Raw genomic sequence first — 21,327 nt, 5'->3', positions numbered from 1 at the left:
TTAATTAACACTTGGGTGACTTATATTTTCTGTACAGCTATCAACAGGTAACAAGTGCGCGATCGCTCTCAATTTATTGAGCTTGAATACTAAGCGTTGAGCTTGCTGTTTATACAATGGTTGCGGTAATTGCCCAGGCAAGTTTCTCATCAAATCCCTAGCCGTGCCGATACTACACCCAGAAATAATGCTGATTTCATTGGCACCATCAAAAATAGCATCACTAGTTAAAGCTTTCTCAACCTGTACGTACCAATTGCGAGGAGACAATTCACCTCGTTCGATTCGTTGCAGACTATTACTAGTTGCCAGAACAATCATGCGATCGCCAACAGCAAGTCGCGTTTCGTAAGCAGGCATTAACTTGGCAGGTGATTGTGATGTTTTTTGATAAAGAATTGGTACAGCACCATAACCATAGGCGATATCGTATAACATCAATCCATTTAGTGTATCGCCATCTTCAACCATGTACTCTACCACCTGAATCGTTTGATTATTTAAGTGAAATAAGCCAAGAATATTTTCCCCAAAAGCGGCAGCAGCAAAAACTTCTGCCGATAAAGCCGAGGTACACAACACTTGTGCATAAGCAAACAACTGCGCCACCTTATCACTAAATTGACGATTGTAGGTACGGATCACCAAGCCACTGTTAGGAGCTTGACTGTGAGCCATCAAACCAATTTCCAGATTCTCCATCTCATCATCAGTAATGACAACAACGCTCTTAGCATCAGTCAGATTCGCACTAGCTAAAGCGTTGGTAAAATTATCAACAATGACTGGCAATTGCAGTGAGAAATTGGGTTCAACAGCTGTACTGGTAATTCCAACTAAAGGTTGCTTGAGTTCCAGCAGGAGCTTCGCAACTTGCCGCCCGACTCGATTTAATCCAATTACCACAACATGATCTTGTTGAGGTATCGATATACGCGAGCTAGTAAAGAAAAACTGAAATCTTGAACTGAGAAGTTTATCAGTTAGCAATGCATACAACACCCCAACAAAAGCTGTGCCTGCCAATGTTAAACCCAGACTAAATAACCGCAACCATCCTGGCATTTGTTGCTCAAATTCAACACCTCCGAACACATCACCGTATCCTCCCAATAGCAAGACTGCTGTGGCATAAAAAGCCTCTGCTATATTGATGCCGGGATAATGCCAGCGATAGAGAATTGTCCCCCAAAAAGACAGAAAGATTACTGTAATGCCACAGATCATTGCAACTCGTACAAAGCGATCGCCATCGCCCGATTGCCACAGTTGCGTCAGCTTCTGTTTGAGATGATTCCATGACATACCCAGGAAAATTTTCTGCCAAAACCGCCGTGTTTCTGACTTTGTCTTTGTTGCCGCTCGCTGTGTTAAGGGAAACAGATCTGCAATTTCGATATAAACTATCGCATCTCCTGAGCGCAATACTGTTTCTGGTTCCCACTCATAAAACTGATTGGGCAGTTCAGATGAATTACTAGCGTGACTTAATATCCGGCGAAAAGAAGTGTTGAGTTGATGTACCTGCCATTTATTGCACCAGAGATCGTTAGGTTGAACTTGATGCTTTGCCACCCGCAGCTTACGCCCTGCAAGGTTAAAGTATCCAAGATTTTCGTTACCAAGCGCCGCAAAAGTAAAGGCAGAAGCAGTCAGTTGATTCGGTTCAAAGGCAATAAAATTACCAAGATTTTCACTTAAAAGTTGATTCAAATTTTGTTTTTCAGAGCGTACAACCAGGCGAGCTTGAGGATTTAAAAGTCGCGCCGCAAAAGCAGCTTCTATATTAACTCGCTCATCGCTTGTGACTAAAAGCACAGTTCGACATTGACGAATGTGTGCCTGCTCTAAAATATTTGCCTGGCGGCAGTCACCGATGAATAAATCGTCTAATAAATTCTCTAAATTTGATACATCCCAGTTCTTTGGTTGCACTAGGTCAATTGCACTCACAGTAGCACCATACTCTTTTAGGACTACAACACAATGCTGACCTAGACTTCCCAATCCACAAACTAAAAACCGATTTAGTTTTGTTTCGGTACTGTTAATAGATTGATGAGTGTTTTCTGAAGATAACACATTTTATACCACTTTTGATATATGTTTTTTGCATATATACAATTATAGTTTTTGGGCGGGAAGATGGTTACAGAGAATAGCGGGCGTTGCTGATTTAGGCTATGAAAATAATTTTTCGTAATGCCAAAACCCCTGCCCAGACGCGATATATCGCGTCTCTACACATCAAATTCATACCGCGATTCAGCAACGCCGAATAGCGAGTAGATACTTTTCGGCTCCTGCGAGATAGCAACAACTTAGAATTCATTTGGGAGCAACAATACGTTTTCCCATATCACAGCGTCAAACTGCATCTACATGGAGATGATACACAAGTAGCATTTCAAGGAAACTGTGTTGAGTGCGATCGCTTTAGTAAGGAGTAAAATTTTTGGCGTTCCTGAATTGAGGTATAAAATCTAAAAATTAGTCATTTAAAATTCTTACTCTCTGCTCATGTGCGTAAGACAAATTTATACTTTAGATCGGCAACACCAAATTTTTTCAGTTCGTTTTAGGATGGGTGGCAATGGCACAAAATTCAGAAAATACTTTAAAAGTTGCCCAGCAAGCCTTTAAGCATTTCAGGCATGGTTTGGAAACAGGCGAATGGAACCAATTTTTAGATATGCTCACTGAAGACTTCAGTTTTTGGTTCCCAATGGGAAAATTTCACGGGTTAAATGTGGGCAAACAACGAGCACAAGAATTTTTTCAATACGTTGCCCAAGCTTTTACTCCAGGTTTACAGGTGACCTCCCTAGACCGTATTACTAGTAATGAGACTACGGTTGTATTTGAGTTTCGAGACGAAGGACTTTTATTCGGACAACCTTACAAAAATCGGGTTGCCGTTTCTTTCGACGTGCGTGGAGACAAAATTTGTGGCTATCGGGAGTACTTTGGCAGCGATGGCAAATCGAATTAACAGTTACCACTTGATTATTGTTCCCTGTTCAGTTAATTATTCTCAGCCATTTTACGATTCAGTTCTACACACTTAGCCTCAGCTTCCTGATAAGCTTTCAAGTAATCTTTTCCACCCAACATCACATCACCATAATACTCATAAGGTGCCTCACCATATACTGGCAGTGGATCGTCTTCTGGATAATCTTCCTTAGATTCTTCAATGATTGCTTTCAGTCTTTTTACTGTCAAATGTTGTGCTGGGAAATACCATATTTCCTCCACTTTTTTGTGAAGATGTGGTAGTGTGGGATCGACAATGCGATCGCCTAATTCAATCCAACTGTGTTCAACAGGTTGGTATGACGCACCTTTGATCACCAAAAAACCTTGGACATAAATAGCTCCCTCTGTAGCTAATGCTGCTTTGTAAGCATTGTCAAACGGTTTTTTAGCTTTACTTTTTATACGAGCGCCAATGTCAATGGAAAGAGCTTCATCCAATGATTTGTTCATTAACAGCAAGGACTACAGCAGTTACTAGAAGATCCTAACACTTGTGTTTACCGTAATGAACTCGAACACCACACGACTTCAAGCCAGGTAGACACAATTAAACCTCAAAATAAAGCAGCAGCATAAGTCAAACATTGCAGCAGATATTGTTTGCGCTCAAAACTAAAACGGGAAACTAACACTTGTCGCAAATCATTTAAAGGACTATTGGTTAAAACTCTGGCACCAAAAAGGGCGAATGCTATCAACTGAGAATCAGCATCTGTGCTAGCAAAAGATGTGTTGGTACGAAGGGTTTTGAGGATGCGATCGCCACTCTTACTCCGATGTATTGGTATAGATAGAAAGCTACAACTGATAGTGATAGCAAGCGTACACAGCAATACCAAAAAACCAACTGGCAGATATTGGAAATTATTTAAAATAATCATACTCATGCCCACAACCAACAGGGCGAAGACTGGTAGGGCAGACAAAATCTGTAAGTTTTTAGCTTGATTGAGAGATATCAACAGACCAAGATTTAGCAAGCGCTTGTAGCATGGAAATGTAGCATGGGTAACGGATGCTGTAATTTGACTAATGCTACTATTAAACCTAGCTGAATACAAAATTTCCCTTTCCAAAGAAAGGCTGTCGTCTTTAGGTAAAATAGCTTTCAGTTTTAGCGATCGCGTTTCCGGATATGCTTGTAAATATCCATGCTGTACCAAGCTTACAATTGCTGTATCTATGGCTCGTTGTTGACCACCAGCAAGATAAGCAATTTCGTAAGTACTAAGAGAAGGAAATTCATCGTCGGAACTATTCTGTGTTCTGCGCAGATTAGCACGTAAAATAAAAGCAATCATAGTTGCAGAAATTGCTAAAAACATAACAATATATAAGTTTAAATAGTTAGATGTAAACATTAGCGAATTAGAAACCATAGCTATCTGTTGGCAAGAAAAAAGATAAAAAGCCACACTATTTAAATGCAATCTTGCTAAAGCAAGATTTTACTGAGTATCGAAAACTACAAAACGCACATTAAATAGACAGCAGATATCTGCATTTGACCAAAGGGTTGATATTGCTTGTAATTCATCAGCGCTACTCCTGATTGCGCTCATCTAGTTGTAGTACTTATATTTCTCAGCATTGTCACTAATGTATAAAACTTTATTTACCATAGAGAAGTTTGGCAGTAAACTAGTACCTTTAATCGTATAAGTTGAATCAAAAAATGGATAAATTAATTACAAATTTTAGTCTCTTGATATTGATTATCGGTTACTGTCAGCGAAAGATACTATCCTAAAGGTAGAAATGAGTTGTCTTCATGAAAAATTTAAAACAGATGCCAAATTTTTTTGTATCTTTATAAAAGTAGATGCAAAAATGTATTAATGAATCAACATGGAAAAAATTTTATCTGTAGTAGCAAAAATCCACTGTAACTTTTAAGAGAAATTCACTTTCAATAACTGTCTTTAGTTTCTCCATTCTTATGGCGTACTCTACTAGTTTTGATAGTATACAGGGTAACTATTTGTTATTACAAAACTAAATACATTCTAATTATTAATGGTATTTTTTACAGCAGTGGGAAGTTTTAATATATTCAAAAATGCGATCGCTCAACATAAAATTTAGAACTTTGTCAAAACAACACTACTTTAGACTTACCTCAGAGCGGGTAATTTTATGCAATTTACCCAACCTCCTTTTTTGCATCAGTCAGTATAAATCCTAAAAATTTTGGCAATCCAATATCAGGCGAACAGCGACAGTACCCAAAAAACTTTAAAATAAGTCAGAAAGCAAATTTATGAAATTCTGTAACAAACAGTTATGCCTCCTCGTTGGCCTCGTCAACCCGATCGCAATGACCCCGCTTACCGTAAACTAGACGATCGAATGAATTTTGCCGTACACGTAGCAATATTTGCTGCTTGTAACTCAGGCTTGTGGTTTTTTCATAACTTCCTCAAAGCCACTTGGGAGTGGCTTCCTTGGCTAACAGCAGGCTGGTTAGTAATACTGTTGGTACATCTGATTTATATTGCCGCGATCGCCAATTACTCACAGACACCACCGAAATCCACCTGAAGACTGAGCAATCAAATTTAAAAGACTGTAACTTGCGATGGTAGAGTCAATTTGATAACTTGAGCGATAATATCGTCAGAATGGGAATTCATTCCAGTTAATCAGGGTATTATTATGGCCAAGACTAACACCTCAGAACTACTGGAAAACTTAGCAGCCGAAATAGGCGAAAACATCTACATAGACATAGCTAAATGGCATCTATATTTATCCGATGCCAAGATGCACACTGTAGTTGCAGAACAAATGTACCCCTTAATTACTGGCAGTAAGCCAATAGATGAAGAAGATGTCATCCAAGTACTGGAATCTATTCCAGTCAAGTTAGGCGGTGGCAGAAGGGAACTTCCTCTCATTGATTTACTACCTTTGCAATGTCAGGTCAATTTAGTAGACATCTTAGAAAAATATCAGCGCGAAATATAATTTTTACCTACGCTGATTGTATTCCTAACCTCAGCCTATGAGGGAATGTCTGTGCTACATATCAGTGCAATTCTAACAGTGATTGGAAAAAAGCTGATACACATTTTTACTGTAAATTCAAGTTTAAATAAATTTCAGTTTTTCCTTTCACAATAATTGATGGAGTATATTTCAGTAACCGGATACTAATGAGGGAAAGGTAAAAACTACATTACCCAAGACTGTTTTAGCCAGGTAAAATTACGGAGATGGATTAGATGTTGCTACAACTTAAAGATAGTGGCGAACTAGTTAAAATCGTTGATGTTCAAGAGTTAATTGATCCTACAATTGAAACTATTCACGCCCAAGAGCAAAGAGGGCAAGAAGAACAATTCCCCGAATCTTATCAAAAACAAAGTCTCGTTTTCCCTTCAGGTGAGGATCTACCCCGTTGCTGGATAGATGCAAACTACAGAAACGCGAAAGCTTCCTAAAAAGTTTACTAAGTATCAAGTCATCATAGAGCCTGAGCAGAGCATTCAGGCTCATTTTTGTAGCATGGTGGTTGTCTGGAAGCAAGATCTGCAAAATATTTTTTAAATTGACAATGCATTATACTATTTCACAAAAAATCTGATACAAACACAGATCATGCCCAGATGCGATATATCGCGTCTGGACAAAATTTATGTGTATCGTAATTAGCGTGAAATGGTATTAACTCCAAGTTTTTTCAGGTATTAGCAAGTATTTATTGTCAATCAAACTGCCTTTTTCAGAGACATGAGTAAATGGAGTGATGTCCTTAGCTAATAGCAAGCCACATCTATCTGAAAATAGTTGACTTAAATATTAAATGCCACATCATACATTAGAGAAATTAAACAGCTATTGAGAAAAGTCCAACAGCATTCGGCATTGAGTTCAGAGTATAAACACACTTGTTAAAGATTCATGTCACCCGCAGGTTTAGCAGCAGCGTTAGATACCGTTTCATCGGGAGAGGTTCAGTTGGGAGCAGGCTTAACAGTAGAAAAAGTAATGCAAAATATTAGTGTCACCTATGCTCTGACTTTTACTACATACAGTCAAGGAGATTCAAACTGTTGCAGAGATCGTTCGCACTCATTATGGTAAAGTTCCAATGGCTATTGCCTCAGGTGGTAGTCGTTACAATATACAAACAACTCTAAAAGTGATCGGACTAAGCCATTTTTTTGACAGCACGATCGCAATCGAAGATGTGGCACTTGGCAAACCCGCACCTGACATTTTCCTGCTAGCCGCTCAAAAATTGAAAGTTCAACCCAGCGAGTGCATTGTCTACGAAGATAGTAATGTCGGTTTGGAAGCTGCTCGATTAGCTGGAATGCGCGTAATTGATGTGCGTTCAGTTTTAAATTAAGCAATAAATACAAGCAAGACTAAAGCCAACGTTGTTGTTTTGCATACATAATGCTACCAATCACAATTAATGCCATCAGAATGAGCACAGCAGGATAAGACCAAGGTAACTCTAATTCCGGCATATACTTAAAGTTCATGCCATAAACTCCAGCAATAAAAGTAATCGGTAAGAATACGGATGATAGGATAGTCAGGCGATTAATTCGTTCACTGGTTTTACTAGCAATATTATCGCGTTGAATTTCCATTAATTCTGACATCCACAGTCTCAGAGTTTGATATTCTTGCGACAGTTTATCGATATGACGCACCAATTCTTGATTAAATAATGTCTTTACTGATTGAGTGAGCCAGGGAGGATTTTGGTATTCCAAAATAGCTAAAAGCGACTGGATGCTTTGCAGATTACGGCGTCCCAAGCGAGCAGATTGCCTCATCGTCGCAATTTTTTGATATGTAGATTCACTACCAGAATTATCTAAAACTTCGTCTTCTAAATTATCAAGTTCTCTAGCAACATGGTCAAATACAGTATAGTAATTATTCAAAATGTCATTATAGATATAATAAATAAGATAATCGATTCCCCAAGATTGAATATCTAAACTTTGCTTTTTAATATTGTTGATTAATGTACTTAATATTTTTAATTCATTAGTTTCAAAAGTAATCAGAAAGTTTTCTCCAACCACAAAACTACCGCAAGCTACCTCGAAGTCATGTTGTTTAATTTGACGAACTAGAACTTCATAATTATCAAAAAAACAATCTTCTAAGTCTTCATCAATTCCCTTAGGAAAACGATTGAAAATCATATCAACACGAGATGGATTGAGGTCAAAGCACTTGACTATTCGGGCAATTGCCGTGCGATCGCGCAAGTGAATACAACGAAACCAGATATTGTGAGTACGATCAACCCTTTGCAGTAAAGCATCTACTTCCCACGTGTTACATTTAAAAAATTCCAGATGATTTGGAGAAAAGGAAAGAAGCGTTAGCATAAGAGTAGTTAAAACATCTGTGCATTTTTTATCCTACTATTAATATTTCGTTAGTTCGCACAGGTAGTGAGATCGGTGCTGCGGGAAAGAACGATTTGCAAAGGATGTTTCGCGCAAATAATGATGTCCGCGACGCAATGCTTTACCAATATTGTCCTGACGATTGCGAATACGTGCGAACGCAGCAATTCGCAAATAAGTAGGATGACTTGTGTTAAAAAAATGGCAACCTTCAGTCTCAAATGCACCAAAAGCACTGCCAAACATAGATTCGCGAATATAGCGATCAGTATAAGTACGCTCAGGTTCAATTCCATAGTCGTGATAGCTCTCTGAGCCGTCAAATCCCTGTTCGGTTCCGTAATAAATTGAGGGAATCCCTGGCATTGTTAGCATGACACCGACTGCATGAGCAACTTGCTTGTGGTGATAGGGTACGCTGCTGTGAGCAGCAAATCGCTGTTTTGTTGGACGAGAAGACATATCATGATCGTCCAAAACGGCAACATGATAGGTTCCAAGTTGACGTTGACTACCTGCAAGCGTATTGTCGTTGTAGAGACAAAAAAATCGTTTGAGTGTGCCAACCCTTTTACTACTGCCGTTAACCTGTTTGGTGCCACCACAATATCCAACACTGCAATCCAAAATCATAACTATTCAACAGATAAACAGCAAAATTTTCGCTTTTTCAGCTTACGAAATGCAAGTTAGTTACAGTCTCTTAGGATATTGATAGAGTTACTTAGTAATTTTTACACTGTAAGTATTAATTTACTTAAATTTGGAAGGATTAGTTGCACTAAATCTTTTTTCTGCATCCTTCTTGTTTATTATTTGTGCTTTCATTAGTTTTTTCAAATTAAATTTAGTTATATGTTTGAACACTTTAATTAAAATAGGACATATTTAATCTAACCTTAACCAATTCTTTATTTTGATTTAGTTAGTTTTTGAATTAAAAATTTAAATTTGAAGTTATTTAAGCGAATAATAAAAATATTAGTTTTTTGTTAAATTTATCTAGTTGACTGCAATCAAATTTGTACTGGGTGATATGCTTATCAAATCCTTATAATATCATTCAAAATCACTTTATTCTTATCTTTGTAAGTCTTTAGACATAGATAGATACATCAAATAACATTGATGTTAAGTCAACACAAGAACTCCATTATCAATAAAGATTGGCAAAATAAACAAAAAGTCTTTATTTTCTAGAATTTTCTTGGAAATATTATGTTGCAATCGCAATTAAGATTTTTTTTAAGATGAGTCTATCTTTAGATAGAATTTAAAGACTTAAGAGTCATTATTCATTACTAATCTAGTGTTATCAATTTTTAATCAAGTTCTTATATATTCTTATATCTTCTATATTTTGCAAAGCTAAAAATCTATCTGTGTTTTTGAATTTCATAAATTTAAGTTTTCAAAATCAATAATTCATGCAATACTGAATTTCAAGGAACTTCCAAAATAATAGTTGAGGAATTTTCTGAGTTAGGCTAAATCATTTTAGAGAATCATTCGCTTCAAAAAACAACTCAACTCATCAATTTTGAAGAGCTAATTTATGGTAGTAGCAACTCGGCCCGAAACAAAGCCTTTAAGTTCAGAGGAACTACGCAAGATTCACGCTTACTGGAGAGCATGTAACTACTTAGCAGTAGGCATGATTTATCTACGGGATAATCCCCTACTAAAAGAGCCTCTCAAGCCTGAGCACGTGAAGAAGCGTCTGTTGGGACATTGGGGAACAAGTCCTGGTTTAAGCTTTGTCTACATCCACCTCAATCGGCTCATTAAAAAGTATGACCTGAATGCTATCTACATGGCAGGCCCAGGTCACGGTGCTCCCGGAGTGCTTGCTCCTGTCTACTTAGAGGGAACCTATAGCGAAATTTATCCCGATAAGAGCGAAGACGAGGAAGGCATGAAGAAATTCTTCAAGCAATTCTCCTTTCCTGGTGGTATTGGTAGCCATTGCACTCCTGAAACTCCAGGCTCGATCCACGAAGGTGGTGAACTTGGCTACAGCCTTTCTCACGCTTATGGAGCTGCTTACGATCACCCTGATTTGATTGTTACCTGTGTTGTTGGTGATGGAGAAGCAGAAACAGGCCCCTTAGCTACTGCCTGGCACTCAAACAAGTTCGTCAATCCGATTCGTGATGGTGCAGTGCTGCCTATATTGCACCTGAATGGTTATAAGATTGCTAACCCAACTATTTTGGCTCGTATTAGTCACGAAGAACTAGAAGGCCTATTTCGAGGCTACGGTTATACACCCTACTTTGTGGAAGGGGATGACCCAGAAACCATGCATCAAGACATGGCTGCGACTCTAGAGGAGTGTGTGAACGAGATTCGCAAAATTCAGCAAGAAGCTCGCAGTAGTGGTGTTGTGAGACGTCCTCGCTGGCCAATGATTGTATTGCGTAGTCCGAAAGGTTGGACAGGGCCAAAAGAGGTAGACGGCCACAAAGTAGAAGGTTTTTGGCGTGCTCACCAAGTACCAATGGGTGCGATGCACAGCAACCCAGAGCATCTCAGGCTGCTGGAAGAATGGATGAAAAGCTATAAGCCAGAAGAATTATTTGATGAGAATGGTACTTTCATTGGTGAATTGAAAGAATTAGCACCAACGGGCAACCGTCGTATGAGTGCCAATCCTGTTGCCAACGGAGGATTTCTGCGTAAACAGCTGCTCCTGCCCAACTTTAGAGACTATGCTGTTGCAGTCAGCGAACCTGGTAAAGTTGAAGCAGAAAATACCCGTCCACTCGGCAACTTTCTGCGCGATATTATGCGCAAAAACCCAACTAACTTCCGCATCTTCGGCCCAGATGAAACTGCCTCCAATCGACTGAATGCCGTCTACGAAGTCAGCAAAAAGGTTTGGTTGGCAGATATGTTACCTGAAGACCAAGACGGTAGTGAACTGAGTACCGATGGGCGGGTAATGGAAATGTTGAGCGAGCACACTTTGTTAGGGTGGCTTGAAGGCTACCTACTTAGTGGCCGCCACGGCTTTTTCCACACCTACGAAGCCTTTGCCCACGTCATTGATTCGATGTTTAACCAACACGCTAAGTGGCTGGATATTTGCAAAAACGAAATTTCCTGGCGAGCTCCGGTATCTTCAGAGAATATATTGCTTTCTTCTACAGTTTGGCGACAAGACCATAACGGTTTTTCGCACCAAGACCCAGGCTTTATTGATATTGTCACCAACAAGAGCGCTGACGTTACCCGCATCTACTTACCTCCTGATGCTAACTGCTTGCTGTCAGTAGCAGACCACTGCCTGCGCAGCACTAACTATGTCAATGTGATTGTTGCTGACAAACAGAAACACTTGCAGTACTTGAGCATGGACGAAGCTATTAAGCACTGCACTAAAGGTATTGGTATCTGGGAATGGGCAAGCAACGATGATTGCGGTACAGATCCTGACGAACCCGATGTTGTGATGGCGTGTTGTGGAGACGTGGCAACAATGGAATCGTTAGCAGCAACTGCGATTCTGCGGCAAGAGATTCCCCACCTGAAGATCCGGTTCATCAATGTGGTTGACTTATTTACTTTGCAACCGCAGACAGAACATCCCCACGGACACTCAGATTGGGACTTCGATAGCTTGTTTACTAAAGACAAGCCAATCATCTTTAACTTCCACGGCTACCCCTGGCTGATTCATAAGCTTGCTTATCGTCGCACTAACCACAATAATCTTCACGTGCGCGGTTACAAAGAGAAGGGTAACATCAATACACCACTAGAATTGGCAATTGAAAACCAGGTTGACCGATTCAATTTGGTCATTGATGTGATTGACCGAGTACCAAAGCTTGGCCCTGCGGCTGCTTTTGTTAGAGAGCGTATGAAGAACGAGATTATCGAGAATGTGAACTATGCCTTCGAGAACGGTATGGACAAGCCTGAAATAGTTGATTGGAAGTGGCCGTACTAGCTTCAGCATGAATGTTAAGGGTTGGGGTTGTATTCCTCACCCCTAACTATTACAGCCAAGGTAGGTTGGATTGTAATCATTGAGGGCGATCGCTTAATCTCAACATTCTTACCTTCAAAAAATATTCTATGAAAATAGAAAAACCAAAGGACAAAATCCAAAAAGGAGAATTGGAATATAGCTGGTGGTGAAAATCAAAATTTCAGACTTCACCAACTATTCAAGTTTAAAATTTGATCCCTCCCCAGGTAGACTATAGGAGCAGTTTAAGCAATGGATACTAAACAACTCTGGCAACGCTATCAAGACTGGCTCTACTATCATCCGGGTTTAGAATTGTATTTGGATGTCAGCCGCATTCCATTTGACTTTGAATTTGTAGAATCCTTACAGCCAAAGTTTGAGCAAGCCTTTCAAAATATGGCTGCTTTGGAAGGAGGAGCGATCGCTAACCCAGATGAAGGTCGCATGGTAGGACATTACTGGTTGCGAAATCCAGATTTAGCCCCTAACGAGGAGATAAAAAAAGAGATAGTTGAGACTATTGCAGAGATTGAAAACTTTACCCAGCAAGTATATGCTGGCACGATTCATCCACCTGAAGCACCCAAGTTTACTGATATCCTTTCAATAGGCATTGGGGGTTCTGCCCTTGGCCCTCAGTTTGTAGCATCTGCTTTGGCCCCTAGTTCTCCACCCCTAGCGCTTCACTTTATTGATAATACCGATCCAGCAGGAATGGATCGGGTTTTGGATGGAATCAAAGACTGCCTCAAAAGTACTTTGATCATAGATACTAGTAAATCTGGTGGTACACCCGAACCACGCAACGGGATGCTAGAAGTCAAGCATATCTATGAAATTCAAGGATTGAACTTTGCTAAACACGCTGTTACCGTCACTATGAAGGGCAGCAAAATGGATCGGTTAGCTAAAGCTGAGGGATGGCTGGCAGAGTTCCCGATGTTTGACTGGGTAGGGGGACGCACCTCACAGATGTCTGCGGTGGGGCTGTTACCTGCTGCCTTACAAGGAATTGATATTCGAGCGATTTTGGCTGGCGCTAAGGAGATGGATGCAGCGACGCGATCGCCTGAAATCAAAACCAATCCAGCTGCACTGCTGGCGAGGGCAAAGGTAAAAAAGACATGGTAGTACTGCCCTACAAAGATAGTCTGCTATTGTTTAGTCGCTATTTGCAGCAACTAGTAATGGAGTCTCTCGGCAAAGAAAAAGACTTAGACAATCAGATTGTGAATCAGGGCATCGCCGTCTACGGTAACAAAGGCTCAACAGATCAGCACGCTTATGTGCAACAGTTGCGGGAAGGGGTGCCAAATTTCTTTGCCACTTTTATTGAAGTGCTAGAGGATCGCTCTGGTGCTTCTATAGAAGTAGAACCAGAAGTAACGAGCGGAGATTACTTATCAGGCTTTTTACAAGGAACTCAGCAAGCACTTTATGAAAAACAGCGGGGTGCAATTACAGTCACAATTCCCCAGGTGAATCCTCAGACAGTAGGGGCATTAATTGCTTTGTACGAACGAGCAGTGGGGTTATACGCTTCACTTGTGAATATCAATGCTTATCACCAACCAGGTGTAGAGGCAGGCAAAAAAGCTGCGGCATCGCTACTAGATTTACAAAGGCAAGTTTTGCAAGTTTTACGTAGCACAGAGCGATCGCTAGATTTAAATACATTAGCCCAGCAAGTCGGTTCACCTGAACAAATTGAATCTATCTATAAGATAGTACGGCATTTGGCAGCCAATCACCGTGGAGTCGTCTTGGATGGCGATCGCGCTCAACCATCTAGTCTGAGTGTCAGTTTGAAGCAAGGCGATCGTCTCAATCAGGATAACTTGACCCGTGTAACCAAATCTCTACAAGTCAATCGTTAAAAACAATGATTAATCAATCTGTTTGCTTCAGGAAAGTTTCAGTATTAGTTTTGGCAATCAGCGTCGCTGCTTGTGACGGTCAAAATAACAGTGCCACTGATGCCGCCGTTTCTAGAGCCGGACAACTAGATTTTGGTGGAAATATACGATTAACTGGATCTGGTGCCTCTTTCCCAGCACCACTTTACCAGACTTGGTTTCAAAGCTTAAATAGACAAAATAAAAATCTGCAGATTAGTTATCAGTCAACAGGTAGCGGCGCTGGAGTTGAACAATTTACACAAGGCATCGTAGATTTTGGTGCCAGTGACGTGGCAATGACAGATAAAGAACTCCAAAAGGTGCCGCAGGACAGGGGTGTACTAATGTTACCCATGACCGCTGGTAAAATTGTGTTGGGTTATAATCTACCAGGTGTTGAGCAGTTAAAGCTGTCACGGCAAAATTATACTGATATCTTCCTTGGCAAGATCAAGACTTGGAACGACCCAAAAATTGCTGCTACAAACCCTGGCGTTAATCTTCCCAACCAACCAATCATACCTGTATCTCGTTCCGATGGTAGTGGTACGACAGGCATATTCACCAAACATCTTAGTGCAGTTAGTCCAGAATGGAAAAGCAAAGTTGGTGAAGGTAAAACCGTTAATTGGCCTGTAGGAGTAGGTGCAAAGGGCAACGAAGGTGTTACTGCTCAAGTTCTGCAAACTCAAGGTGCAATTGGTTACGTAGAGTATGGCTACGCCAAACAAAACAATCTTAAATTTGCCGTTTTGGAAAATAAATCAGGTAACTTTGTTGAAGCTAACGAGCAATCAGGAGCCAAAACCCTAGAAGCAGTAACTCTACCAGCTAATCTCCGCGCCTTTATTGAAGATCCACAAGGAGCTGATTCTTATCCGATTGTTACCTATAGCTGGATGTTAATGAATAAAAAATACTCCGATCCAGCAAAAGCAAAAGCAATCGAAGCGATGATTGAATATGGCTTAACTGAAGGTCAGAAGATAGCTCCCGAATTAGGATACGTTCCTCTGCCCCAGAATGTAGCTCAAAAAGTGGCAGCAGCAGCAGATGGAATTAGTCCAGATTTCCAAATGGCAGTCGGTACAAATAACGATCCTAGCGCCAGCAAATAGCTGATCGCATCAACCAAACTAAATAGAAGTAGGAGATTTGCAATCATGAGCGCACAAGAACTTGTTGCTACTGCTAAGGCGATGGTTGCTCCTGGGAAAGGGATCTTGGCGATGGATGAGAGCAACGGTACCTGCAACAAACGTTTTGAGGCACTGGGTATCGCACCGACTGAAGAAAATCGCCGGGCTTATCGGGAGCTAATCTTAACGGCTCCAGGATTGGGTGAATATATCAGTGGAGTTATTCTTTATGACGAGACAATCCGTCAAGCCAAAAAAAATGGAACTTCGTTTGTAAAAGTAATCACTGATGCAGGAATTATCCCTGGTATTAAAGTTGACACTGGCGCAAAAGACTTAGCAAATCATCCCCAAGAAAAGGTGACTGAAGGACTAGACGGATTGCGATCGCGTATTGCCGAATACTATGTGATGGGTGCGCGTTTTGCTAAATGGCGTGCTGTCATCACTATCAGTGAGAAGATTCCGAGTCGCGGTTGTATTGAGGCGAATGCACACGCTCTAGCACGCTATGCAGCACTTTGTCAAGAAGGAGGGCTTGTACCGATTGTTGAGCCGGAAGTCTTGATGGATGGCGATCACACAATTGAGCGTTGCTACGAGGTTACAGAAGAAGTTCTGCATACTGTCTTCAATCAACTGTATGTGCAGCGGGTTGTTTTAGAACAAATCATCCTTAAACCCAGCATGGTAATTTCTGGTAAGGATTGCCCCAAGCAAGCTAATGTTGTCGAAGTGGCACAAGCTACTGTGGATTGTTTGTTGAGAGCGGTGCCTGCTGCTGTACAGGGTGTGGCATTTCTCTCCGGTGGTCAGAGCAATGAAGTAGCATCTGCACACTTGCATGAGATGAATGCTCGCTTCAGTTCGATTCTACCCTGGTCAGTGACATTCTCTTACGCTCGTGCGATCCAGCAGCCGGCACTGGAGTTGTGGAAAGGGGATAACGCTAATGTGCAGACAGCGCAAAAAACTTTATTGCATAGAGCTAAGTGCAACAGCGCTGCTAGAAATGGCAAGTATAGCCCGGAAATGGAAAAATTAGCAGAACCAGCGATCGCTGATGAAATAGCTCAGATTCGCACCTTAACAGGTAGAGACAAGCCAACTGTGATTACCTAATTGCTTATCACAGCTAATGGTAAATAAAAACTTACATAAAATCTAAAATCGAGGAACACATGAACCCACCAGTAGAAACTTTACAGCAGACAATCAAGGTAGAAGATGATCGCACTGGTTTAAGTTTAGAAACCCTGAAGCGAGCAATAGCTGATAATCTTTTTTACATCCAAGGTAAATATCCTGCCATTGCGACAAAAAATGATTTTTACATGGCACTGGCATATACAGTACGCGATCGCCTTCTGCAGCGCTGGCTCAATACTACTGAAACTTACTTAAAAAGTAAAGTAAAAGTAGTTTGCTATCTCTCCGCAGAATTCCTGATGGGGCCACACTTAAGTAACAACTTGGTAAACTTAGGAATTTACGATCAAGTGCGTAGAGCAGTTGAGGAATCCGGTTTAGATTTTGTAGAATTACGCGAACAGGAAGAAGAACCGGGCTTGGGTAATGGAGGCTTAGGGCGTCTTGCTGCCTGTTATATGGACTCGCTTGCTAGCTTAGAAATTCCAGCGATCGGCTACGGTATTCGCTACGAATTTGGTATTTTCGATCAAGAAATTCGCGATGGTTGGCAAATCGAAATCACCGATAAATGGCTACGCTATGGCAACCCCTGGGAGATTGAGCGTCCAGAAGCAAGTATAGATGTAAAATTTGGCGGTTATACCCAAGCCTATAACGACGAGAACGGTCACTATCGAGTTCGTTGGATTCCCGATATAATTGTCAAGGGTGTTCCTTACGATACACCAATCCTTGGATATAAAGTCAATACTGCCAATACTTTACGTTTGTGGAAAGCTGAAGCTCCCGAATCATTTGAATTTGAGGCGTTTAATGTTGGCGACTACTATGGTGCAGTCAACGAAAAAGTGGTTGCAGAAAATATTACTAAAGTTCTCTATCCCAATGATGAGCCAATTCAAGGTAAACAACTACGTCTGCAACAACAGTACTTTTTTGTTTCTTGTTCCCTGCAAGATATGATCCGCTTGCACTTGCACAGACAGGATAGTTTAGATAACTTCCACGAGTCGTTTGCAGTCCAACTCAATGACACCCACCCTGCTATTGGTGTTGCTGAATTAATGCGGTTGTTGGTGGATGAGCATCAAATAGATTGGGATCGAGCTTGGCAGATTACCCAAAATACTTTTGCTTATACCAACCATACCTTATTACCTGAAGCCCTAGAAAAGTGGCCTCTAAGCCTATTTGGTAGACTTCTACCCAGGCATCTACAAATTATCTATGAAATCAATCAACGTTTCCTCGGTCAAGTTCGGGCTAAATATCCCGACGATCACCAGCGCATTGCCAGACTCTCACTGATTGATGAGAGTGGCGAAAAGTATATCCGTATGGCACACTTAGCTAGTGTTGGATCTCATGCCATCAATGGTGTTGCTGCACTGCACACAAAGTTACTTCAGCAGGATGTGCTTCGGGATTTTTATGAATTGTGGCCTGAAAAGTTCACTAATAAGACTAATGGTGTGACACCACGCCGCTGGATAGTAGTGAGTAATCCTAAACTGGCTGAACTAATTAATCGCAAAATTGGGACAAACTGGATAAAACATCTAGAAGAACTTAAGCAACTAGAAGCTTTTGTTGAGGATGCTGAGTTTAGGCAACAATGGCGGCAGATTAAGCAGGACATTAAGCGCGATTTGGCAGAGTACGTCAAGAAAAATCATGCAATTGACATCAATCCTCAATCGCTGTTTGATGTTCAGGTAAAGCGCATTCACGAGTACAAGCGTCAACACCTGAACGCGCTGTATATTATCACGCTCTACAATCAGATTAAGCAAAATCCTAATATTGACGTTGTACCTCGCACCTTCATCTTTGGTGGTAAAGCTGCTCCTGGCTATTTCATGGCCAAGTTGATTATTAAACTCATCAACTCCGTAGCTCAGGTAGTTAATAACGATCCTGATGTACGCGAGCGCCTCAAGGTAGTTTTCCTGCCAGACTATAATGTTAGATTTGGTCAGCGAGTCTATCCCGCTGCTGATTTGTCGGAGCAAATCTCTACTGCTGGCAAAGAAGCCTCTGGCACTGGCAACATGAAATTCTCTATGAATGGGGCATTGACAATTGGCACGCTTGATGGTGCCAATATCGAAATTCGCGAAGAGGTGGGAGCTGAGAATTTCTTCTTGTTTGGTTTGACAACACCAGAAGTATATGCGTTGAAAGCCAAAGGCTACAATCCTTGGGATTACTATCATGCTAATTCGCAACTGAAAACAGTAATTGATTTGATTAGTTCAGGATTTTTCTCTCATGGCGATACGAATTTATTCCGACCGTTGGTAGATTCGTTACTTTATCACGATCAGTATATGCTGTTTGCTGATTACCAGTCTTATGTAGACTGTCAGGAGCAGGTAAATCAGGCTTACCGCGACGAGGAAAAATGGACGCGAATGTCAATTCTCAATGCTGTACGGATGGGTAAGTTCTCTTCTGATCGCGCAATTCGGGAATATTGCCAAGAAATTTGGAACGCCCAGCCAGTTAATGTAGAAATGCAAGAGTACGTACAGCCAAAACCGGACATGGGAAAAGAAGCACAATCTGTGGCTGCTCAAGCTTCTCAAGCGTGGTTAGGAGCCAAGACCTAGTAAGTATAAGGCAGGAGGCAGAAGAAAATTAGGACAAGGAGACAAGGAGACAAGGAGTTGAGGGAGGTGAGGAAGCAATCAGAGTAAATTCTTCCCCATCTTCCCTATCTTCCCCATCTCCTCCATCTTCCCCTCTCCTTGTCCTCTTCTGTACGCAGTTCATGAAGGCTACTTGTTCACTGATTTTAACGATAAACCTATGAGCTTAAAACTATACCTACTCAGACACGGTGAAACTATTTACAGTCGCACAGGTGGTTATTGCGGTGTACTAGATCCGGATTTAACCCCAGAAGGACATTTGATGGCTCAGGCGTTTGCCGAGACTTATAGCAAACTACCCTGGGAAGCTATTTATGTCAGCCCGATGAAACGCACGATCGCCACCGTCAAGCCGTTGTGTGATGCAATTGGGATGGAAATGCAACTACGGGATGGGCTAAAAGAAATTAACTATGGTAAATGGGAAGACAAAACCGTAGATTATGTAAAAGAACACTACAGTGAGGATTATGTTCGGTGGTTGACAGAACCTGCTTGGAACCCTCCAACTGATGGAGAAACTGCTGTTCAAATTGCCAGCCGCGCATCAACAGTGATTGCCGAGATAGAGGAAAAATATACCACAGGTAATGTTTTAGTGGTGTCGCATAAAGCAACTTTACGGATTATTCTGTGTAGCTTGTTAGGTATCGATTTGGGACGGTACCGCGATCGCATTAATGCTTTGGCTGCCTCGATCAGCGTTGTTAAATTTGACCTGCATGGGCCTTTATTAGAAGTTTTGGGCGATCGCTACCACTTACCCGAAGAACTGCGTGCCTTAACAGGAACTTAGATTTAGGCGTTGTCTTTGGTAAACAAAATGAATATCTTAGTTTTAAATGCAGGCTCAAGCAGTCAAAAAAGCTGCCTGTACGCACTTAAACAAAATGTCCTACCATCACAACCACCTGAACCTCTGTGGGAAGCACAGATTGACTGGACGCATCAGCAAGGTGTGGCAGAACTCAAGGTAAAAACAACTACTGGAGTTGTGCTCAAAGATGAGCTATCTTCTGTATCGCGAGTTAACTTAACCTTACAGATGCTTGAAACTCTTTGGAGCCGAGAAACACAGGTATTAGAAAAACCGCAGCAAATTGATATTGTCGGTCATCGAGTCGTGCATGGAGGTGAAAAGTTTCGCTCCAGCACGCTAGTGACTCCTGAAGTGAAAGCAGCGATCGCAAGCTTAACCGAACTGGCTCCTGCCCACAATCCTGCTAACTTAGAAGGGATGGAAGTAGTTGAACAAATTCTTGGAACTGAACTACCCCAAGTAGCAGTTTTTGACACGGCATTTCACACACAAATGCCTCTTGCTGCGGCTACCTACCCCGGCCCGTATGAGTGGCTGAACAAAGGTATCCGTCGCTATGGGTTTCACGGCATTAGCCATCAGTACTGCGCTCAACAAGCAGCACAACTTCTCGGTCGAGAATTGAAGCACCTGCGCCTGATTACCTGTCACTTGGGTAACGGTTGTTCTCTAGCTGCTATCCGCGAAGGGTACAGCGTTGATACCACAATGGGGTTCACACCTCTTGAGGGCTTGATGATGGGTACTCGCTCTGGCTCTGTCGATCCTGGCATCTTAATTCACCTCATGCGCCAGGATAATTACACTGCTGACGAGTTGGATCAAGTACTAAACAAAGCTTCTGGGTTGAAAGGAATATCAGGTATATCTGCGGATATGCGGCAAATTATGACGGCTCTAACAGAAGGCAATTCACGCGCCCGACTAGCTCTGGAGATTTACATTCATCGTCTCCGCTCTGGCATTGGTGCCATGCTTGCCAGTTTGGGAGGGTTAGATGCCTTAATTTTTACCGCCGGGATTGGAGAGAATTCTTCAGATGTTCGGGCTGCTGCCTGTGAAAGTTTTGAATTTTTGGGATTGAAACTCGATCCCCAAAAAAATATACGCTCACCTGAAGATAGAGATATTGCCACAGCTAATTCAAAAGTGCGAGTTTTGGTGATTCATACCCAAGAAGACTGGGCGATCGCCCAAGAATGTTGGCATCTTTTACATAGCAATTGAATTGTATGAATTTTAGAAGCTTGGCTAACAATCATTGG

The 21,327-nt window shown here is 41.4% G+C and carries 17 protein-coding genes and 1 pseudogene; 13 read left to right on the top strand and 5 right to left on the bottom strand.

All coding sequences use genetic code 11. From position 1 onward, the window contains the following. Positions 1 to 2,082 carry a potassium channel family protein gene (locus tag UYC_RS0117545; protein WP_016876016.1) on the bottom strand — a complete coding sequence of 694 codons (2,082 nt, stop codon included), beginning with the start codon at positions 2,080 to 2,082 and terminating at the stop codon, positions 1 to 3. A 511-nt stretch (positions 2,083 to 2,593) separates the two neighbouring features. Between UYC_RS0117545 and UYC_RS0117540 the strand changes: the two genes are divergently transcribed. Beyond that, positions 2,594 to 2,992 carry a nuclear transport factor 2 family protein gene (locus UYC_RS0117540; RefSeq protein WP_016876017.1) on the top strand — a complete coding sequence of 133 codons (399 nt, stop codon included), beginning with the start codon at positions 2,594 to 2,596 and terminating at the stop codon, positions 2,990 to 2,992. 32 nt (positions 2,993 to 3,024) lie between these two features. Here UYC_RS0117540 and UYC_RS0117535 read toward each other — a convergent pair whose 3' ends face one another. Together UYC_RS0117535 and UYC_RS0117530 are read right to left on the bottom strand one after the other, a co-directional pair. Then, entirely contained in the window at positions 3,025 to 3,489 is a 465-nt protein-coding gene (locus UYC_RS0117535) for a hypothetical protein (RefSeq protein WP_016876018.1), read from the bottom strand. Between the two features lie 104 nt (positions 3,490 to 3,593). Then, positions 3,594 to 4,364, bottom strand: a complete 771-nt coding sequence (locus UYC_RS0117530; RefSeq protein WP_016876019.1) for a TIGR04222 domain-containing membrane protein — start codon at positions 4,362 to 4,364, stop codon at positions 3,594 to 3,596. Positions 4,365 to 5,322: 958 nt separating this feature from the next. Here UYC_RS0117530 and UYC_RS0117525 point away from each other — a divergent pair. The 5 genes from UYC_RS0117525 to UYC_RS0117505 all read left to right on the top strand — a co-directional run bounded on the left by UYC_RS0117525 (position 5,323) and on the right by UYC_RS0117505 (position 7,393). Beyond that, positions 5,323 to 5,580, top strand: coding sequence for a 2TM domain-containing protein (locus UYC_RS0117525; RefSeq protein ID WP_016876020.1), 258 nt, complete (start codon positions 5,323 to 5,325; stop codon positions 5,578 to 5,580). Positions 5,581 to 5,694: 114 nt separating this feature from the next. Further along, positions 5,695 to 6,006, top strand: a complete 312-nt coding sequence (locus UYC_RS0117520) for a DUF3181 family protein (protein ID WP_016876021.1) — start codon at positions 5,695 to 5,697, stop codon at positions 6,004 to 6,006. Positions 6,007 to 6,263: 257 nt separating this feature from the next. Further along, entirely contained in the window at positions 6,264 to 6,482 is a 219-nt protein-coding gene (locus UYC_RS0117515; RefSeq protein ID WP_016876022.1) for a hypothetical protein, read from the top strand. 460 nt (positions 6,483 to 6,942) lie between these two features. Continuing rightward, complete coding sequence (locus UYC_RS0117510) at positions 6,943 to 7,125, top strand: hypothetical protein (RefSeq protein WP_016876023.1); 183 nt, start codon at positions 6,943 to 6,945, stop codon at positions 7,123 to 7,125. Between the two features lie 7 nt (positions 7,126 to 7,132). After that, positions 7,133 to 7,393, top strand: coding sequence for an HAD family hydrolase (locus UYC_RS0117505; RefSeq protein ID WP_016876024.1), 261 nt, complete (start codon positions 7,133 to 7,135; stop codon positions 7,391 to 7,393). Between the two features lie 19 nt (positions 7,394 to 7,412). On the opposite strand, the gene UYC_RS0117500 is transcribed toward UYC_RS0117505, so the two are convergent. Further along, positions 7,413 to 8,399, bottom strand: a complete 987-nt coding sequence (locus UYC_RS0117500) for a magnesium transporter CorA family protein (RefSeq protein WP_016876025.1) — start codon at positions 8,397 to 8,399, stop codon at positions 7,413 to 7,415. Between the two features lie 39 nt (positions 8,400 to 8,438). After that, a complete protein-coding gene (locus UYC_RS0117495; RefSeq protein WP_026087546.1) occupies positions 8,439 to 9,053 on the bottom strand; it encodes an alpha-amylase family glycosyl hydrolase in 615 nt (204 codons plus the stop codon). A gap of 922 nt (positions 9,054 to 9,975) precedes the next feature. On the opposite strand from UYC_RS0117495, the gene UYC_RS0117490 reads away from it, so the two are divergent. The 7 genes and pseudogenes from UYC_RS0117490 to UYC_RS0117460 all read left to right on the top strand — a co-directional run bounded on the left by UYC_RS0117490 (position 9,976) and on the right by UYC_RS0117460 (position 21,289). Continuing rightward, positions 9,976 to 12,375: a phosphoketolase family protein gene (locus tag UYC_RS0117490; protein WP_016876026.1), complete on the top strand. Its 2,400-nt coding sequence runs from the start codon at positions 9,976 to 9,978 to the stop codon at positions 12,373 to 12,375. Between the two features lie 273 nt (positions 12,376 to 12,648). Beyond that, a pseudogene (locus UYC_RS35605) lies at positions 12,649 to 14,207 on the top strand (glucose-6-phosphate isomerase); the annotation flags it as partial. A 74-nt stretch (positions 14,208 to 14,281) separates the two neighbouring features. After that, positions 14,282 to 15,415, top strand: a complete 1,134-nt coding sequence (gene pstS, locus UYC_RS0117480; RefSeq protein ID WP_016876027.1) for a phosphate ABC transporter substrate-binding protein PstS — start codon at positions 14,282 to 14,284, stop codon at positions 15,413 to 15,415. Positions 15,416 to 15,460: 45 nt separating this feature from the next. Further along, the gene (locus tag UYC_RS0117475; RefSeq protein WP_016876028.1) at positions 15,461 to 16,558 is read left to right on the top strand and encodes a class I fructose-bisphosphate aldolase; all 1,098 of its coding nucleotides are present in this window, start codon (positions 15,461 to 15,463) and stop codon (positions 16,556 to 16,558) included. A 59-nt stretch (positions 16,559 to 16,617) separates the two neighbouring features. Next, positions 16,618 to 19,200, top strand: coding sequence for a glycogen/starch/alpha-glucan phosphorylase (locus tag UYC_RS0117470; protein ID WP_016876029.1), 2,583 nt, complete (start codon positions 16,618 to 16,620; stop codon positions 19,198 to 19,200). A 199-nt stretch (positions 19,201 to 19,399) separates the two neighbouring features. Next, positions 19,400 to 20,038 (top strand): histidine phosphatase family protein, encoded by a 639-nt coding sequence (locus tag UYC_RS0117465; RefSeq protein ID WP_016876030.1) that lies wholly within the window; start codon positions 19,400 to 19,402, stop codon positions 20,036 to 20,038. Positions 20,039 to 20,065: 27 nt separating this feature from the next. Further along, positions 20,066 to 21,289: an acetate kinase gene (locus UYC_RS0117460; protein ID WP_016876031.1), complete on the top strand. Its 1,224-nt coding sequence runs from the start codon at positions 20,066 to 20,068 to the stop codon at positions 21,287 to 21,289. Positions 21,290 to 21,327: the final 38 nt, after the last annotated feature.

The sequence above is a fragment of the Chlorogloeopsis fritschii PCC 6912 genome (assembly GCF_000317285.1).
GTDB lineage: Bacteria > Cyanobacteriota > Cyanobacteriia > Cyanobacteriales > Nostocaceae > Chlorogloeopsis > Chlorogloeopsis fritschii.
This window is presented reverse-complemented; position numbering and strand designations above follow the sequence as displayed.

Bases quoted from the DNA above. Each gene is read 5' to 3' on its own strand.
- UYC_RS0117540 (WP_016876017.1), top strand. From the start codon at position 2,594: ATGGCACAAAATTCAGAAAATACTTTAAAAGTTGCCCAGCAAGCCTTT.
- UYC_RS0117535 (WP_016876018.1), bottom strand. From the start codon at position 3,489: ATGAACAAATCATTGGATGAAGCTCTTTCCATTGACATTGGCGCTCGT.
- UYC_RS0117530 (WP_016876019.1), bottom strand. From the start codon at position 4,364: ATGTTTTTAGCAATTTCTGCAACTATGATTGCTTTTATTTTACGTGCT.
- UYC_RS0117525 (WP_016876020.1), top strand. From the start codon at position 5,323: ATGCCTCCTCGTTGGCCTCGTCAACCCGATCGCAATGACCCCGCTTAC.
- UYC_RS0117520 (WP_016876021.1), top strand. From the start codon at position 5,695: ATGGCCAAGACTAACACCTCAGAACTACTGGAAAACTTAGCAGCCGAA.
- UYC_RS0117515 (WP_016876022.1), top strand. From the start codon at position 6,264: ATGTTGCTACAACTTAAAGATAGTGGCGAACTAGTTAAAATCGTTGAT.
- UYC_RS0117510 (WP_016876023.1), top strand. From the start codon at position 6,943: ATGTCACCCGCAGGTTTAGCAGCAGCGTTAGATACCGTTTCATCGGGA.
- UYC_RS0117505 (WP_016876024.1), top strand. From the start codon at position 7,133: ATGGCTATTGCCTCAGGTGGTAGTCGTTACAATATACAAACAACTCTA.
- UYC_RS0117500 (WP_016876025.1), bottom strand. From the start codon at position 8,399: ATGCTAACGCTTCTTTCCTTTTCTCCAAATCATCTGGAATTTTTTAAA.
- UYC_RS0117495 (WP_026087546.1), bottom strand. From the start codon at position 9,053: ATGATTTTGGATTGCAGTGTTGGATATTGTGGTGGCACCAAACAGGTT.
- UYC_RS0117490 (WP_016876026.1), top strand. From the start codon at position 9,976: ATGGTAGTAGCAACTCGGCCCGAAACAAAGCCTTTAAGTTCAGAGGAA.
- pstS (WP_016876027.1), top strand. From the start codon at position 14,282: ATGATTAATCAATCTGTTTGCTTCAGGAAAGTTTCAGTATTAGTTTTG.
- UYC_RS0117475 (WP_016876028.1), top strand. From the start codon at position 15,461: ATGAGCGCACAAGAACTTGTTGCTACTGCTAAGGCGATGGTTGCTCCT.
- UYC_RS0117470 (WP_016876029.1), top strand. From the start codon at position 16,618: ATGAACCCACCAGTAGAAACTTTACAGCAGACAATCAAGGTAGAAGAT.
- UYC_RS0117465 (WP_016876030.1), top strand. From the start codon at position 19,400: ATGAGCTTAAAACTATACCTACTCAGACACGGTGAAACTATTTACAGT.
- UYC_RS0117460 (WP_016876031.1), top strand. From the start codon at position 20,066: ATGAATATCTTAGTTTTAAATGCAGGCTCAAGCAGTCAAAAAAGCTGC.